Source organism: Profundicola chukchiensis (assembly GCF_029664245.1).
Lineage (GTDB): Bacteria > Bacteroidota > Bacteroidia > Flavobacteriales > Weeksellaceae > Profundicola > Profundicola chukchiensis.
In genome coordinates this window covers 193198-210812 of sequence record NZ_JANAIE010000002.1, presented here as the reverse complement: position 1 = coordinate 210812, position 17615 = coordinate 193198, and the positions used below count along the sequence as shown (strand labels likewise).

Sequence of the window (17615 nt, the reverse complement as noted above, 5' to 3'; positions counted from 1 at the left end):
AAGCTTCGATGAAGTATTAAAAAGCCAGATTAAATCAAGCATTAAGCAAAAATTATACCTCAATGTGTCTATCTATGGAGAATTGATTACTTTTGTATAAACCAAAACACAGAAATGATTTCATATAGTATAGATCAATTATTAGTTAAAGGTAAGGAAGCCATTCATCAGGATGTTATTGTTAAAGGCTGGGTACGCTCGTTCAGAAGCAATCGTTTTATTGCATTAAATGACGGATCCACTATTAATAGTATTCAAGTGGTGGTAGATTTCGAGAATTTCGATGAGGAAACCCTAGATCAAATATCTGTGGCAGCTGCTATCAAGGTAACTGGAGTAGTAGTAGAAAGTCAAGGAAAAGGTCAGGAAATTGAAATCCAAGCTAAGAGCATTAAAATCTACGGTGGTGTAAATTCAGATGATTTACAAGGAACGATTCTTCAACCTAAAAGACACACGTTAGAGTTCTTAAGAGAACAAGCTCATTTACGCTTTAGAACAAATACTTTCGCGGCCATTATGCGTGTTCGTCATGCGTTGATGTTTGCGATTCACCAATACTACAACGATAAAGGATTTTTCTATGTAAACACACCTATTGTAACAGGTTCTGATGCTGAAGGTGCTGGAGAAATGTTTTGTGTAACTAACTTTGATTTTGATAACTTACCAAAAACAGAAGATGGTAAAGTAGACTTTAGTCAAGATTTCTTTTCAAAGAAAACGAATTTAACGGTTTCTGGTCAATTAGAAGCCGAAGCAGCAGCAATGGGATTAGGTAAGGTTTATACCTTTGGGCCTACTTTCCGTGCAGAGAATTCTAATACTTCGCGCCACTTAGCAGAGTTTTGGATGATCGAGCCAGAGGTTGCGTTTAATGATTTAGACGACAACATGGATTTGGCAGAAGATTTCATGAAGTATGTGATTCAATATGCTTTAGACAACTGTAAAGATGATTTAGCTTTCTTAAACGATAGATACGAAAAAGAGCAAAGTCAAAAACCAAAAGATCAGCGTTCGGATTTAGGATTAATCGAGAGATTAGAGTATGTTTTAAATAACAAATTCGTTCGCTTAACTTACACCGAAGCGATTGATATTTTAAAAGATTCAAAACCGAATAAAAAAGGTAAATTTAAATATAGTATCGATGGTTGGGGTGCAGACCTACAATCAGAGCACGAACGTTATTTAGTGGAGAAACACTTTAAATCACCGGTTATTTTGTTCGATTATCCAGCGGAAATCAAGGCATTCTACATGCGTTTGAATGAAGACGGAAAAACAGTTCGTGCGATGGATGTTTTATTCCCAGGAATTGGGGAAATCATCGGAGGATCTCAGCGTGAGGAACGTTTAGATGTACTTCGTAAGAAAATGGAAGAATTTAATGTCGACCAAGAAGAGTTATGGTGGTATTTAGATACCCGTAAATTCGGAACTGTTCCACATAGTGGTTTCGGATTAGGTTTAGAAAGATTAGTTTTATTCGTGACTGGGATGACCAACATTAGAGATGTGATTCCATTCCCACGAACGCCAAAAAGTGCAGAATTTTAAGAATTAAGAAATAGATGTTAAGACAGGAATTACAACATAAGTTACAGCAAAAGCTATCACCTCAACAAATTCAATTGATGAAGTTGGTGCAGCTGCCTACCGTCGCTTTTGAGCAGCGTATTAAGGAAGAGATGGAAGAAAACCCTGCCTTAGACGATCAGCCAGACTATAGCGAGGATGAAATGTTAGAATCTAACAAGGACGATTATGATGATTATGAAGATCAAAACGAGCCTGAACGTGATTCTATAGACGAAGTAGACATCAATATTGATGAATACCTAAGTGATGATGAATATCCTTCTTATAAATCATACACCAACAACTATAGTTCGGATGATGAAGAGAAAAAGGTTCCTTATGCGCAAGGAAAGTCTTTCTATGATTACTTAACATCACAACTACACACTTTTAGAATTGACGAAGATGATCTTAAAATTGCAGATTTCTTAATCGGAAACTTAGATGAAGACGGTTATTTAAGAAGAGACTTGCAATCGATTGTAGATGATATGGCATTCTCTTCAAATATTTACACAGAAGTTAGTGTTTTAGAGAATTTACTTACGAATTATATCCAAAAGTTAGATCCAGTTGGAGTAGGAGCAAGGGATTTAAAAGAGTGTTTATTAATTCAATTAGAAAATAAGACTCAAACTGAAACTGTTGAACTAGCGCATGATTTATTAGCTAAATCATTCGATGCATTTACCAAGAAGCATTACAAGAAATTGATGCAGAAACATGGTATTACAGAGGATGAATTAAGAGAAGCTATTAGCGAAGTTGAGCGTTTGAATCCTAAACCAGGAAAGGCTTTTGGTGGAAATACCAAAATCATTGAGCATATAGTTCCGGATTTTACAATTCGAATTATTAATGGAGAATTAGATTTAAGTTTAAACGGCCGAAACACGCCACAATTATATGTTTCTAGAGAGTATTCAGAAATGTTTGATACTTATAAAAAAACAGAAAAGAAATCTAAGGAGCAGAAAAAGGCGGTGCTTTTCGTTAAGCAAAAATTAGATGCGGCTAAATGGTTTATCGATGCTATTATTCAACGTCAGAACACGCTCATGATTACCATGGAGGCGATTATGGATTATCAACGTGAGTACTTCTTGACGGGTGACGAAAGAGAAATTCGTCCGATGATTCTCAAGGACATTGCTGAGATAATCGATATGGATATTTCTACGGTTTCGCGTGTTGCTAACAGTAAATATGTGAACACACCTTATGGTACGTTCTTGATTAAAGATTTATTCTCTGAGTCAATGACCAACGAAGATGGAGAAGAAGTTTCAACCAGAGAAATCAAAAGAATTCTAGAGGATATTGTTGATCAGGAGAATAAATTGAAGCCATTAACCGATGAGAAATTGGCTAAAATGCTCAAAGAAAAAGGTTATGCTATTGCTCGTAGAACGGTAGCAAAATATAGAGAGCAGTTGAACATTCCTGTAGCACGATTAAGAAAGGAAATTTAAAAATAATTAATACAAAAAAGGCTTTAATAGAAATATTAAAGCCTTTTTTTATATCCTTAAAACTCTATTAAGATTAGTCGATTTTATCTGGACGAGGTCTCTCGTGCGTAGGCCAAACAAGATCATTGATTTTATAACCTAAATCTTTGGCTTGCTCTAAGAATCTTTCTTTGACATCATTTGGGATTGTTTTCTCACGCGATAGAATCCATAAATATTCTGTGTTTTTTCCGGCTACTAGCGCATATTGATAATCACCCTCTAAGGCAATAACGTTATAAGGTGCATAAAATGGCCCGAAGAATGAAACTTTGAGTTCAGCAACGCTCGGTTCACCTACAAATTTAGCTTTACCTTCCACTTGACTCCATTTCTCCTTTTTATAGTTATAGCCAGAATTAATGACTTTAATGCTTTGATCCTCATTTAATGAATATTCAGCCATGGTATTGTCCATGTCTTTCTCGAAAGTAAAGTCTAATCGTGCAATCTCGTACCATTTTCCAAGGTATTTTTCTTGCTCAAAATCGGTTACGGCTGTAGCTCCTTCAGGCAGTTGCTGAGTGTTACAACTCCATAAAAACAATAAACTTAGTGCAGCAAATAATTTTTCCATAATCTTAAATTTAATTCATTTAAGTGTAATAATCAAGCCAAGATTGGAAATATGGGATTTTGAGCCCATTTGTTTTATGGTATTCTAAAATTGACTTGGGTTAAATTATTGAATTAGGCGATTTGAGTATTGAGAATTATTCATCAGTTTGATTAGAATCCATCTAAATTACTGCCTTTTATAACGAAATAAATTCGTCTTATTAAATGAAATAGGAAAAACCTAACAAATAATGTAAATTTGTAACAATTAATAATAAAAAACAAATCTTAAGTTATATGGCCTTTGATATTGATATGATAAAAAAAACCTACGCAAACTACAAGCAGCGTGTGGACAAAGCACGTGAAGTCGTAGGTAAACCACTAACACATTCAGAAAAAATTCTTTATGCTCACCTTTGGGATGGTGAAGCTACACAAGCTTACGAGCGCGGAAAGTCTTATGTTGACTTTGCTCCAGATAGAATTGCTCTTCAGGATGCAACGGCTCAAATGGCATTATTACAATTTATGCAAGCTGGTAAAGCAAAAGTTGCTGTTCCTACAACAACTCACTGTGACCACTTGATTCAAGCTAAATCTGGTGCTGAAACCGATTTGGCAAGTGCTTTAGATCAGAGTTCAGAGGTATTTAAATTCTTAGAATCTGTTTCAAACAAATATGGTTTAGGATTCTGGAAACCAGGTGCTGGTATTATTCACCAAGTAGTATTAGAAAACTATGCTTTCCCAGGAGGTATGATGATCGGTACCGACTCACACACTGTTAACGCTGGTGGACTAGGAATGGTTGCTATTGGTGTTGGTGGAGCTGATGCGGTAGACGTAATGGCTGGAATGGCTTGGGAGTTGAAATTCCCTAAATTAATTGGTGTTAAATTAACTGGTAAATTAAGCGGTTGGTCTGCACCTAAAGACGTTATTCTAAAAGTAGCTGATATCTTAACTGTAAAAGGTGGTACAGGTGCTATCGTAGAATACTTCGGAGAGGGAGCTAAGTCTATTTCTTGTACAGGTAAAGGAACCATCTGTAACATGGGTGCTGAGATTGGAGCAACTACTTCAACTTTCGGTTACGATGAGTCTATGGAGCGTTACTTACGTGCTACAGATAGAAATGAAGTAGCTGATGCAGCTAATGAATTAAAAGATTACTTAACAGCTGACCCAGAAGTTTATGCTAATCCAGAGAAATATTTCGATCAGTTAATTGAAATTAACTTAGACGAATTAAAACCACAATTAAACGGTCCTTTCACACCAGATTTAGGAACACCAGTTGGTGAAATCCACGATAAAGCCGTTGAAAACGGATGGCCTTTAGACGTTGAGTGGGGATTAATCGGATCTTGTACGAACTCTTCTTACGAGGATTTAACACGTGCAGCATCTGTTGCTAAACAAGCAGTTGACAAGAAAATTAAAGCTAAATCAGAATTTGGTATCAACCCAGGTTCAGAGCAAATTAGATTTACAGCTGAAAGAGATGGAATTCTAAAGATTTTTGAAGATTTAGATGCAACTATCTTTACAAACGCTTGTGGTCCTTGTATTGGTCAATGGGCTAGATACAATGGTCCTGAGCAACCAAAGAACACAATTATCCACTCGTTCAACAGAAACTTCTCTAAACGTGCGGATGGTAACCCAAATACTCACGCTTTCGTAGCATCTCCAGAGATTGTAGCAGCAATTGCTATTTCTGGTAGATTAGACTTTGACCCAACCAAAGATTATTTAATCAATGAGGATGGTGAGAAAGTTATGTTAGATGAGCCAAAAGGAATGGAGCTTCCAGAAAAAGGTTTCGCAGTGGAAGATGCTGGATACCAAGCACCGGAAGAAGACGGAAGTAAAGTAGAAATTATTGTTGATCCAAACTCTGATAGATTACAATTACTTACTCCTTTCGAGCCAATTGGTGATAAAATCGACAATGCTAAATTGTTAATTAAAGCATTTGGTAAATGTACTACCGACCACATTTCTATGGCTGGACCTTGGTTAAGATTCCGTGGACACTTAGATAATATTTCTAACAATATGTTGATTGGTGCGGTTAACGCTTACAACCAAAAAACAAACTTTGTTAAAAATCAATTGACAGGTGAATATGGTCCTGTGCCAGATACGGCAAGAGATTACAAAGCAAAAGGAATTCCTTCTGTTGTTGTAGGTGATCATAACTATGGTGAAGGTTCTTCTCGTGAGCACGCGGCTATGGAGCCAAGACACTTAGGTGTTGTTGCAGTGATTGTTAAATCATTTGCTCGTATCCACGAAACTAACCTTAAGAAACAAGGTATGTTAGGTTTAACATTTGCTAACGAAGCAGATTATGACTTAATCCAAGAAGATGATACATTCAACTTTGTAGATCTAAACGAGTTTGCTCCAGAAAAGCAACTTACTTTAGTAGTTACTCACAAAGATGGATCTCAGGATACTATCATGTTAAACCACACTTATAACCAATCTCAAATTGACTGGTATAAAGAAGGTTCTGCATTGAACTTAATCAAAAAGGAAAATGCAAATAAATAATATTCTTAATTTCTAAGAATGAATCCCGCGCTGAAATGTGCGGGATTTTTTTATGCTCAATTTTTATTCTTGTATTTGTTTTAAGATAGCCTTAGGAGGGTTTTAAATGAAAGCTCATACTAAACTCCTTTAAAAATCGTACCTTGCACGCCGTTTTCTAAACACTTATGACAGTTAAAAATTCGACATTCAATCCTAAAACAGATATTCAAATTATTGGAGCAAAACTCCATAATCTTAAAAATATATCACTTACTATTCCTAAGAATAAATTGGTGGTTATCACTGGTTTATCGGGGTCGGGTAAGTCAACTTTAGCCTTCGATACGCTTTATGCGGAAGGTCAAAGAAGGTATGTTGAAAGCCTGTCTTCCTATGCACGTCAGTTCTTGGGACGTTTAGATAAACCTCAAGTTGATCAAATTAAAGGAATTGCACCTGCTATTGCGATTGAACAAAAAGTAAACTCTACCAACCCTCGTTCAACGGTGGGTACAACTACTGAGATTTATGATTACTTAAAGCTACTTTACGCAAGAATTGGTAAAACTTATTCACCAACTTCGGGGCAAGAAGTGAAGAAGGATACGGTTACCGATGTGATTAATTTTATTCAAGCTTTAAAAGAGGGAACCAATGTGGTTCTAGGATCTCCTTTGTTAGTGGCAGAGGATAGAACATTTAAACAACAATTAGAAATTCTTCAGCAGCAAGGTTTTCAAAGAGTTGAGGTAGCTGGTCAAATGCAGAAAATCAAAAACTTAATCGATTTTAATTTTGAACCGACTGATGACATGGAAGTAAACCTTATCATCGACCGTGTTACGACGCAAAATGACGAAGACTTCTACCACCGTTTAGCGGATTCTGTTCAAACTGCATTCTATGAAGGTAAAGGTGAACTTTTCCTAAGAAATGTAGATGAAGAAAGTCTACATGTGTTTTCGAATAAGTTTGAATTAGACGGAATTGATTTCACAGAGCCAAATGTTCATTTCTTTAGCTTTAATAATCCATTTGGAGCATGTCCCACATGTGAGGGCTATGGAAAGATTGTTGGAGTAGACGCTGATTTAGTCATTCCTAATAAGAATTTATCCATTTATGAAGATGCTGTAGTTGCTTGGAAAGGTGACAAGATGAGCGAATGGAAAAATGAATTGATCCGACATTCAGATAAATTAGATTTCCCTATTCATAAGCCATATTTTGAGCTTTCAGAAGAACAAAAAGACATTCTGTGGCATGGAAAAGGTAAATGGGAAGGATTGGATAGGTTCTTTCAAATGTTAGAAGAAAACACCTATAAAATTCAATACCGTGTAATGTTATCTCGCTATCGCGGAAAAACAATTTGTCCTACATGTAAAGGAAAACGACTTAGAAAAGAAACCGATTACGTTAAAATTGGTGGCAAATCTTTGTCGGATTTGGTGAATTTACCTTTAGATGAATTGCAGGTTTTCTTTAAGGAATTAGTTCTTAACGAATATGATAGTGCAGTAGCTAAGCGAATTTTATTAGAAATTGAGAATAGAATCGAGTTTTTAATGAATGTTGGTTTGAGTTACTTAACCATCAATAGAACCTCTAACTCACTTTCAGGTGGAGAGTCGCAAAGAATTAACTTGGCCACTTCTTTAGGAAGTAGCTTGGTAGGTAGTATGTATATCTTAGATGAGCCTTCGATCGGTTTGCATTCTAAGGATACAGAAAGTTTGATAAAAGTATTAAAGCAACTTCGTGATCTAGGAAATACGGTGATTGTGGTGGAGCACGACGAGGACATCATTCGCCAGGCAGATCATATTATAGATATAGGACCAGAAGCTGGAACTTATGGTGGAGAAGTTGTTTTCGAAGGTAGTTTCGATGAATTAATGAAGTCGAATACACTTACGGCAGATTACTTTAACCATAGAAAGGAAATCGAAGTTCCGAAGGATAGAATTAAAATTAAAAATTCAATTTTAATCAAGGGTGCACGCGAACATAACTTAAAGAATATCGACGTTGAATTGCCGTTGAATATGTTGACGGTGATTACAGGAGTTTCGGGTTCGGGTAAGTCTACTTTAATCAAAGATATTGCTACACCAGCCTTGCAAAGAGAATTGGGCATCTATGGAAATAGAATTGGTGACTTCGAGAGTTTAGAAGGTGATATTAAGAAAGTTGAAGCCATTGAGTTTATTGATCAAAATCCAATTGGTAAATCTTCGCGTTCAAATCCAGTGACTTACACCAAAGCTTACGATGACATTCGTTCGTTGTTTGCTAAACAAAAGCTGAGTAAAGTAAGAGGTTATCAACCAAAACATTTCTCATTCAACGTAGATGGCGGTAGATGTGATGAGTGTAAAGGAGAAGGTAGTATTACCATCGAAATGCAGTTCATGGCCGATGTTACCTTAGAATGTGAAGTGTGTAAAGGAGCTAGGTTCAAGAAAGATATATTAGAAATTAAATTCGAAGGAAAAAACATTGCCGATGTGCTTCACATGACGGTAGATGATGCCATTGAATTCTTTAATAAACATGGAGAAACCAAAGTGACTGACAAGTTACAAGCACTGCAAGACGTTGGTTTAGGTTATGTTCAATTAGGTCAATCCAGCAGCACCCTGAGTGGAGGAGAAGCACAAAGAATTAAGTTAGCATCTTTTTTAACCAAAGGAACTTCAAGCAAGAAGACCTTATTCATTTTTGATGAGCCTTCAACAGGATTGCATTTCCATGACATTAAAAAGTTATTGGCTTCATTACGAGCTTTAATCGAAAATGGCCATTCGGTGTGGGTGATTGAACACCAACCGGATATTATTAAAACAGCTGATTTTATTGTAGATTTAGGTCCATTAGGTGGAAAACATGGCGGTGAATTGGTTGCCATGGGAACGCCAGAGCAAATCGTTAAGAATAAGAAAAGCCTTACGGGTAAATGCCTAGAAGAGAAATTGGTTTAATTCTTAGAACTGTAAGAACAATAGTAGAATCGCTAGGGCTGCCAGAAGGATTCCAATGTAATTATATCTATTCAATTTTTCGTCGAAAACAATAGTTCCTACCATCGTTCCTAAGACTATAACGCCTAAGTTCATTCCGGTGAAGACAAGACTTGGGCTTTCATTTAAAAACTGATGCGCTTTAATATAAGTGTAGATATTGGTGAAATTTAAAACACCTAATATTATTCCTCCAATAATAGAGGCTTGATTAAACTTGGTATTCTTCAGAAATAAATAAGCAAAAATAATTAAGGTAGCAACACTAAAAGCTAAGGTAAGCGTTGTGCTGAAAGCATTGTCAGATGTTTTTGAAATTAACTTAAACATAAGATCTATCACACCATAGCCCAACCAAACTAATAGTAGATAAAGCCAGCTTGAACTAGCTTTAGATTTGCTTTTGGATTTTTTGTTGAGAATAAACAACAAGGCTATAAAAGCCAAACCAACTCCAATGAGTTTTTGTGTAGTAAAAGCTTCATTCCAGAAGAAGAAAGCTACCATTAAAGTTAAAATCAATGATAATCTTTGTGCGATGTCAGCTTTTACGATACCTGCCTTTTGCACGGCCATTCCCATGATAATAAAAATCAAAGGAAGTAAAATTCCCAAACCGGCAAATAACCATGATTGCTGGCTAAATTGAAAATTACTAAAGTCAGGTTGTAATAAAATGAAACTTAGAATAATCGCTACAGGATAGTTGAACGCAACAGCTTGGGCAATATTAACCTTCTTTTTCTTGGCGATTTTCAATAAAATCGAAACCGAAACACTCGCAATAATACTTATGATAAGATAAATCAAGACCTAAGAATTTTAAGCCCCAAAAGTAATAATTTAAAGCTCAAAGGCTTCAGTTTTTTGAGCTATAAATCCACTTCGCTATTATTTAATCAAAAAAAATTAAACTCGTAGAAGATGTTTAATTGTCTAATCCTTGGATTTCGCTTACTTTTGCATAAAATTATAGAAGAATGTCGAATATTACTTTCACAATGATTAAGCCGGATGCTGTTAGAGCAGGAAACATCGGTGCTATTTTACAACAAATTACAGATGCTGGATTTGCTATCAAAGCAATGAAATTCACTCAGTTATCTATGGATGAGGCTAAGAAATTTTATGAAGTTCACGCAGGAAGACCATTCTACGGAGAATTAGTTGAGTTCATGTCATCAGGTCCTATCGTTGCTGCTGTTTTAGAGAAAGAAAATGCAGTTGCTGACTTTAGAGAGTTGATTGGTAACACCAACCCAGCTGATGCTAAAATCGGAACCATCAGACAAAAATATGCAAACTCTGTAGGTGAAAATGCTGTTCACGGTTCAGATTCAGATGAAAATGCTTTAATCGAAGCTAATTTCCATTTTTCAGGAAGAGATTTTTTCTAAATCATAAAGAGCTTTTAATCAAGCTCAATGATTAAAATATACATGCCTCAAGACTTATTTTTGGGGCATTTTTATGTTTACTAAGTTTAGACCTTAAGCTGATTTAGCTTTCTTTGAGCTTTTCTCGATAGACATCATTACCAAGGAAATTCCTCCTAGAATCAAGGCGATTAAAGTATGTGGTGTATGTACTAGGAATCCAAAGATAACACCGATTTCGCTACCTAAACCAAGTACTATGAAGCCTAATCTCATTGCGCTATGGAAAGCTCCAATTCCGCCACTAGCAGGGATGATCATTCCAATTCCGCCTACTAGTAAAAGGTATAGACCATCTGCCATCGTAAGATGTGAAGTTTCTGGTAAGGCAAAAACAACCAAATAAGTCATTAAATAATAAAACACCCAAATTAGGATGGTGTAGAAGATAAATAAACCACTTTTCTTAAGTTGAAAAATGCTTTTTAATCCTTGTCTTAAACCATAGATGAAATTTCTAATCTTAGGGAAAATGGCTAAATTTTTAATTTTCTTCCAAAAAATAATGATAGCTAAAAATCCAACAAGAGCAACTCCACCTATTATAAAAAGTCCTGTGAAAGAGGATTCTGTTTCGCCATCTTGTCTTAAAGTCAAAACTTCATTAAATAGCTTTAAGATTAAATCGAAATTAAAAATAACAGCTAGAAGCCCCATAAAAGAAAGGCACAAGAAATCTATCACTCTCTCGCTAATCACGGTCCCGAAGGATTGATCGACTGGAGTTTTATCTAAGGTATATAAGGTAGTGCATCTGGCTACTTCACCTGAACGTGGAATAATTAAATTCCAAAAATAGTTCATGCAAATCGCATAAAAAGAATGAGAAGAAGAGACTTGATGCCCCATCGGTTCTAGAAGAAGCTTCCATCGCTCACTTCTCAATGCATAGGCAATAACGCCTAAAAAGAAAGATAACAAAATCCACCAATAATTAGCTCTTTGAATCGATTCCCAAGCTTGATTAAAATCAACATCTCGCATAGCCCACCATATCAAAACAAGGGCTAGCAATAAAGAAATCGAAACAGTTAAGCCGGTTTTGGCTGATTTTGTCATTACATCAATAAATTGGTCTCCTCATTTGGGAAAACCATTTTCGGTTGAAAGTCTTTGGCTTCGTCAACAGACATAAAACCATAGGCAATAATAATGATAAGATCGCCTTTGGCTACGCGACGTGCAGCAGGCCCATTAAGACATACCTCGCCCGAGCCTCTTTCGCCTTTAATGACATAAGTCTCAAAACGTTCACCGTTATTGATGTTTACAATTTGAACTCGCTCACCGACAATAATACCAGCGGCGTCTATTAAGTCAGCATCTAAAGTGATGCTTCCGATATAGTTAAGTTCTGCATCCGTAACTCGTACGCGATGGATTTTTGATTTAAATACTTGGACTAACATGCGGCAAAGATAAAATTATTTAAACGATTTTTAAGTTATCAATTAACCTAATATCACCTGCATATACAGCAATAAATGCACGAATGTCTTCAGCCTCGTCCCAAGAAGAGATAGATTCCAGAGTTTTTTCGTCGCAAATCAAAATGTATTCTAGCTCTAGACTGGTGTTCAAAAAGAATTCTTCAGCTCTGTGAATGCATTCTTCAACCGTAGATTCCATTTTCCAATCCTTTAATAAATTCAATAATTTATAAATCTGTGGAGCTTCTGCTAGGTATTCAGGTTTTAATCGAGCATTTCTAGAACTCATCGCCAAGCCACTTTCTTCTCTGAAAATAGGCATAGGCTGAATCTGGATTGGATAATTCTTCAACTTTACCAATTCTTGAATAATTCTAAGTTGTTGAAAATCCTTCTCTCCAAAATAAGCTTTATCTGGCTGTACTAACTCAAAAAAGCGAGAAACTATGGTAGCTACTCCGTCAAAGTGACCTTTTCTGAACCTTCCTTCCATCACTTGATCTAAACCATTAAAGTCAAAAGATTCTGAACTCAAGCTATCTGGATACATATCTTCCACCTGAGGAAAAAATACGGCATCGCAGCCTACACTTTCAAGTAATTGAGCATCTTTGTCGGTATCTCTAGGATATTTTTCTAAATCTTCGGGGTTATCGAATTGAGTAGGATTCACAAAAACACTACATATAGTAAGGTCGTTTTGTGAAATACTTTTTTGAATAAGCGAAACATGTCCCTTATGTAATGCGCCCATGGTCGGCACGAAGCCTATCGAGCGTTGGGAATCCTTTTGTTGCGCAACCCAAGCTTCTAAGCTACGTCTATCATGAAATATCTGCATTGGTATATTCTGTAAAAAGCGTCAATTTAAAACAAAGCTATGGTTTAGCAAAGCTTTTACAATGATTTTTTGTACTTTTGCATCCTATTAATAACTTACCTAAAGAAATAAAGCTATATTATGCGGATTTTGTATGTTTCTACGGAACTTGTACCGTACACACCAGAAAACACTTTGTCGGAGGCTTCATTGGAAATTCCAAAGCTTATGCACTCAAAAGGCAATGATGTTCGGATTTTTATGCCTCGTTTCGGAACGATAAACGAAAGAAGACACCAATTACATGAAGTAATTCGTTTATCTGGTATGAATATGATCATTAACGATATGGATCAACCTCTAATCATCAAAGTGGCGTCTTTGCCAAATGAGAGGTTGCAGGTTTATTTTATCGACAACGAGGAGTATTTTAAGCGTAAAGGAATTTATGTCAACAAAACAGGTGAGTTCTATCCAGATAACGATGAGCGTTCTATTTTCTTTGTAAAAGGAATCTTAGAAACCATCAAGAAATTAAACTGGAAGCCTGATGTAATTCATGCACAAGGCTGGATGTCAGCTTTAATGCCATTATACTTAAAGAAATATTATGCAGATGATGCCTTCTTTGATGATGTAAAAATGGTATTCTCTGTTTTCGATAATCCATTTGAAGGAGAGCTAGACGAACAAATGATCGAGAAAGTTCATTTTGATGGTATCTCTAAAGATGACTTAAAACACTTAGAAAAACCTACTTTTGAAAACTTATTAAAAGTTGGAATCGATAATGCAGACTTAGTGGTTCAAGGTGATGAGGTATTGCCACAGGACATTATGGATTACATCGAAAATAGTAAGAAAGAATTTAAACCACATCAAGCTCCAGAAAGTTTGTGCGATATCTATCCCACACTTTGCGAAGAGGTTGAATAAATAACTGAATAACCAGAATGAAGAAACATAATTTTGGATGGTCTTTGGCCGCAATCGTAGGATTAATGTTGTTAGGATTAACAAGTTGCGAGCAAGAAGACAGATTTGTAGGATCTAATGTAGTAGGAGATGGAGCCGCGCAATTTCATAAAGCATATGTTGACTTAGTTGCTACAACTTTAGCAACCGATACATTAAGAGCAGATAGAACTGTTTTGCAAAACGCTAGTATTGGTGTTTATGATGAGCCGCTTCTAGGGAAAACAAAATCATATCTATATTCACAGGTTAGATTAGGTACAACAAATCCCGAGTTTGGGAATAATGCTGTTGTCGATTCTGTGGTGTTGTCGATTCCGGTTTTTACTCAAACAAAAGATACACTTTCTAGAGAGCATTATCTTTTTAATACCAATTATACTTTATCGAACCCTGAAGATGGTGAATGTTCTATCACAGATACGTTAAAGCAATATAAGACAAGACTTTTGTTTAATATTGATTCTATTTATGGTAATAAAAGTGCTACTATGAATTTACAAGTTCATAGAGTAATGGAAGGTCTTAAGACGATTGACTCGGCTAGATATTCTAATCAAAGTGTTCAGATAGGAGAATTGTTTGGAAGCAAGCAAATTAACTCTAAGGCTTACAAAACTTTTACGTCTCAATTTAGAAATGTAGGTTCTGGGGCTGATAGTACTATTATTGCTCAAGATGCAAGTGCGGTGATTAATATGAAGTTGGATGGAATGAAAACTTTCGTTCAAAATCAAATTGTTGATCAAGTAGGTTCTCCAAATTTAGGAGATCAAGTTTCTTTTATTAATAATGTTATTCAAGGGATTAGAATTGGAGTACAAGATGAAAACGGATTTATTTTAACGATTAATCCTTCTTTCTTAAAATTAGTTGCTTACATCTCTGTTGATAATGAAAACTTCGTGGATGAGAACAACAATGGTATTCATGATCCAGAGGAGAACTGTGGAGCGGTAATGACCAAAGCTCGTGTGAATAAGAATTTAGATTTTGTAATCGGTTCTAATTTAGCCATGAACAGCGGAAATCAATACTATAATGTTGTACAGAGTAGAATTGAAAATAGTCCTGGTAGTGTGAGCTATAACCAACCTAACACAGCAGTGAACTTTGTGGAAGGAATGGGTGGAGCAAGAGTTAAAATCTCTTTAGATCCACAGCAGATTGAAGCTATTCGTGATTCTGTAAGAAATAACAATTGGGTGATTTCTGAAGCCCATCTTAAGGTTTATCCTCATACGGCAACTCAAGGAAATTTACCTTTACCAGAATATTTATATGCATTTAATTTATCTAAGAATAAATTGCTTGCTGATTATGGTGATATAGAGGATGTAGACTCAGATAATATTCAAGTATTCCCTTATTTACAAATCAGTCGTCCATATGACGAAGAGAAGAAATATTACTTATTACGTGTTACCGAGTACTTCAAGAATGTTGTCGAAAAGAATGCAGAGATAGATGATTTGGCTATTGAAATGGGAACTTATTTAGGTTTCTCAAACGCTGATTATTTCTATACGCCTAAAAACGCTTTTTACTCTAATCGTGTATTTAATCCTTATAGATTAGCGATAGTTGGTTCTAACCCAACAGCTGATTTAATGGATAAGAAACTTCAATTAGAGATTTATTACAACAAAAAAGAAAACTAAAAACCTAAAACTAGAAATTATATGTGTGGAATAGTAGGTTACATAGGGAGCAGAGAAGCATACCCGATTATAATCAATGGATTAAAAAGACTAGAATATCGAGGATATGATAGTGCTGGATTCATTCTGAATTATTCAGAAGGAATGGAAGTGGTGAAGACCAAAGGTAAAGTAGCTGATTTAGAAACTAAATCAGAAGGTAAAAAATTAAGCGCTAATATTGGTGTTGGTCATACAAGATGGGCAACTCACGGTGAACCAAATGATGTAAACTCACATCCACATGTGTCTACCAATGGTGAGATCGTTTTAGTGCACAATGGAATTATTGAAAACTATGATTCTATTAAAACTAAATTACAGGAAGAAGGTTTCACTTTTCAATCTGAGACAGATTCAGAGGTTTTAGTTAACTTAATTGAATATTTCAAAAAAAGCGAGAATCTTGATTTAGCAGAAGCGGTTAGATATGCTTTAAACGAAGTAGTAGGAGCTTATGCGATTGCGGTTTTAGATAACTCAAATACCGACGAGATTGTCGTAGGTAGATTAGGAAGTCCTTTAGCAATCGGGATGGGAGACAATGAATTCTTTATTGCTTCTGATGCCTCACCATTTGTTGAATTCACCAAAGATGCTATCTATTTAGAAGATGGGGAAATGGCGTCTATATCTCGTGAGAATGGCGTTGTTGTTAAGAAAATTGTTGAGAACGAAATTATTTCTCCTTCAATTCAAAAACTACACTTAGACTTAGAGCAAATCGAAAAAGGTGGGTTTGAGCATTTCATGTTAAAAGAAATCTACGAGCAACCTAAATCAATTCATGATACGATGAGAGGTCGTCTTTTACCTGAAGAAGGTATTATCAAGATGGCAGGTATTTGGGATCACATGGAGAAATTCCGTAATGCTAAGAGAATTATCATCGTAGCTTGTGGTACTTCATGGCACGCAGGTTTGGTAGGTGAATATTTAATCGAAGAGTTTGCTCGTATCCCAGTTGAGGTTGAGTATGCATCTGAGTTTAGATATAGAAATCCTATCATTAATAAAGATGATATCGTTATTGCTATTTCTCAATCAGGAGAGACTGCGGATACTTTAGCTGCTTTAAAATTAGCGAAAGCTAATGGTGCATTTATTTATGGTATCTGTAACGTTGTTGGATCTTCAATCGCTCGTTTAACCGATGCTGGTTCATTTACACACGCGGGTCCAGAGATTGGTGTGGCTTCAACAAAAGCATTTACTTCTCAGTTGACTATTCTTACCTTGATTGCCTTAAAACTAGGTAAACACAATGGTAACTTATCGAATGAGAAATTCATGAGTCTATGTTATGAGTTAGAAAGTCTTCCAACTAAAGTTGAGAAAGCTTTGAAAACAGATGCGCTAGTTCAAGAGATTTCTAAAGTTTATAAGGATGCTAAAAATGCATTATACTTAGGTAGAGGATATAACTTCCCTACAGCTTTAGAGGGTGCATTGAAGTTGAAAGAGATTTCTTACATCCATGCCGAAGGTTATCCAGCAGCTGAGATGAAACATGGTCCAATTGCTCTAATCGACGAGAATATGCCAGTAATTGTGATTGCTCCAAAGAAAGGTCACTATGACAAAGTAGTATCTAACGTTCAGGAAATTAAAGCTAGAAAAGGTCAAATCATTGCCGTTGTAACTGAAGGTGATGAGCAAGTGAAAAACATTGCTGACCACGTGATTGAAATCCCTGATTGTTCAGAGGAATTCTCTCCAATCTTGGCTTCAATTCCATTACAATTATTGTCTTACCACATTGCTGTAATGTTAAATCGCAACGTAGATCAACCAAGAAACTTAGCAAAATCTGTTACCGTTGAGTAATTAGAAATTTTATTTATATACAAAATCGCTTCTCAAAAAGAAGCGATTTTTTTATCCCCTAATTTTAAAGAAAACTAAATTATGCTTAAAGTTTCATGAGATTTTAATAAAAACTAATTCTGTTATAGACTTTTATTATTGATTACTTAAGAAACTTATTACGTTTATAAAGTTTTTTATGCGTATCTTTGCAGTCAAATTCAC

Annotated in this window: 13 protein-coding genes; 8 read left to right on the top strand and 5 right to left on the bottom strand. The window is 35.7% G+C overall.

The annotated features are described in order from the left end of the window. Nucleotides 1-114: 114 nt before the first annotated feature. Both asnS and rpoN read left to right on the top strand, forming a co-directional pair. Entirely contained in the window at nt 115-1563 is a 1449-nt protein-coding gene (gene asnS, locus NLM59_RS03190) for an asparagine--tRNA ligase (protein WP_304416299.1), read from the top strand. A gap of 14 nt (nt 1564-1577) precedes the next feature. Further along, on the top strand, nt 1578-3056 hold the full coding sequence (gene rpoN, locus NLM59_RS03185; protein ID WP_304416298.1) for an RNA polymerase factor sigma-54: 1479 nt from the start codon (nt 1578-1580) through the stop codon (nt 3054-3056). Nucleotides 3057-3129: 73 nt separating this feature from the next. On the opposite strand, the gene NLM59_RS03180 is transcribed toward rpoN, so the two are convergent. Further along, nucleotides 3130-3672, bottom strand: a complete 543-nt coding sequence (locus NLM59_RS03180) for a lipocalin family protein (protein WP_304416297.1) — start codon at nt 3670-3672, stop codon at nt 3130-3132. A 278-nt stretch (nt 3673-3950) separates the two neighbouring features. Here NLM59_RS03180 and NLM59_RS03175 point away from each other — a divergent pair, with 278 nt between their 5' ends. Both NLM59_RS03175 and uvrA read left to right on the top strand, forming a co-directional pair. Further along, on the top strand, nt 3951-6218 hold the full coding sequence (locus tag NLM59_RS03175; protein ID WP_304416296.1) for an aconitate hydratase: 2268 nt from the start codon (nt 3951-3953) through the stop codon (nt 6216-6218). Nucleotides 6219-6385: 167 nt separating this feature from the next. Further along, nucleotides 6386-9184, top strand: coding sequence for an excinuclease ABC subunit UvrA (gene uvrA / locus NLM59_RS03170; RefSeq protein ID WP_304416295.1), 2799 nt, complete (start codon nt 6386-6388; stop codon nt 9182-9184). A gap of 3 nt (nt 9185-9187) precedes the next feature. Here uvrA and NLM59_RS03165 read toward each other — a convergent pair whose 3' ends face one another. Continuing rightward, the gene (locus NLM59_RS03165) at nt 9188-10033 is read right to left on the bottom strand and encodes an EamA family transporter (protein ID WP_304416294.1); all 846 of its coding nucleotides are present in this window, start codon (nt 10031-10033) and stop codon (nt 9188-9190) included. Nucleotides 10034-10203: 170 nt separating this feature from the next. Here NLM59_RS03165 and NLM59_RS03160 point away from each other — a divergent pair, with 170 nt between their 5' ends. After that, nucleotides 10204-10620 (top strand): nucleoside-diphosphate kinase, encoded by a 417-nt coding sequence (locus NLM59_RS03160; protein ID WP_304416293.1) that lies wholly within the window; start codon nt 10204-10206, stop codon nt 10618-10620. Nucleotides 10621-10713: 93 nt separating this feature from the next. On the opposite strand, the gene NLM59_RS03155 is transcribed toward NLM59_RS03160, so the two are convergent. From NLM59_RS03155 to panC, 3 genes are read right to left on the bottom strand one after another with little or no spacing between them, the layout of a single operon-like run. Next, entirely contained in the window at nt 10714-11718 is a 1005-nt protein-coding gene (locus NLM59_RS03155) for a lysylphosphatidylglycerol synthase transmembrane domain-containing protein (protein WP_304416292.1), read from the bottom strand. Then, nucleotides 11718-12068, bottom strand: coding sequence for an aspartate 1-decarboxylase (panD, locus tag NLM59_RS03150; protein ID WP_304416291.1), 351 nt, complete (start codon nt 12066-12068; stop codon nt 11718-11720). The genes NLM59_RS03155 and panD overlap by 1 nt, the downstream gene beginning before the upstream one ends. Nucleotides 12069-12087: 19 nt before the next feature. Next, entirely contained in the window at nt 12088-12930 is an 843-nt protein-coding gene (gene panC, locus NLM59_RS03145) for a pantoate--beta-alanine ligase (protein WP_304416290.1), read from the bottom strand. A gap of 120 nt (nt 12931-13050) precedes the next feature. Here panC and NLM59_RS03140 point away from each other — a divergent pair, with 120 nt between their 5' ends. The 3 genes from NLM59_RS03140 to glmS are packed head-to-tail and all read left to right on the top strand — an operon-like array spanning nt 13051 to nt 17411. Then, on the top strand, nt 13051-13845 hold the full coding sequence (locus NLM59_RS03140; protein ID WP_304416289.1) for a glycogen/starch synthase: 795 nt from the start codon (nt 13051-13053) through the stop codon (nt 13843-13845). A gap of 17 nt (nt 13846-13862) precedes the next feature. Continuing rightward, nucleotides 13863-15545 (top strand): DUF4270 family protein, encoded by a 1683-nt coding sequence (locus NLM59_RS03135; RefSeq protein WP_304416288.1) that lies wholly within the window; start codon nt 13863-13865, stop codon nt 15543-15545. A 21-nt stretch (nt 15546-15566) separates the two neighbouring features. Next, nucleotides 15567-17411, top strand: a complete 1845-nt coding sequence (glmS, locus tag NLM59_RS03130) for a glutamine--fructose-6-phosphate transaminase (isomerizing) (RefSeq protein WP_304416287.1) — start codon at nt 15567-15569, stop codon at nt 17409-17411. Nucleotides 17412-17615 lie beyond the last annotated feature (204 nt).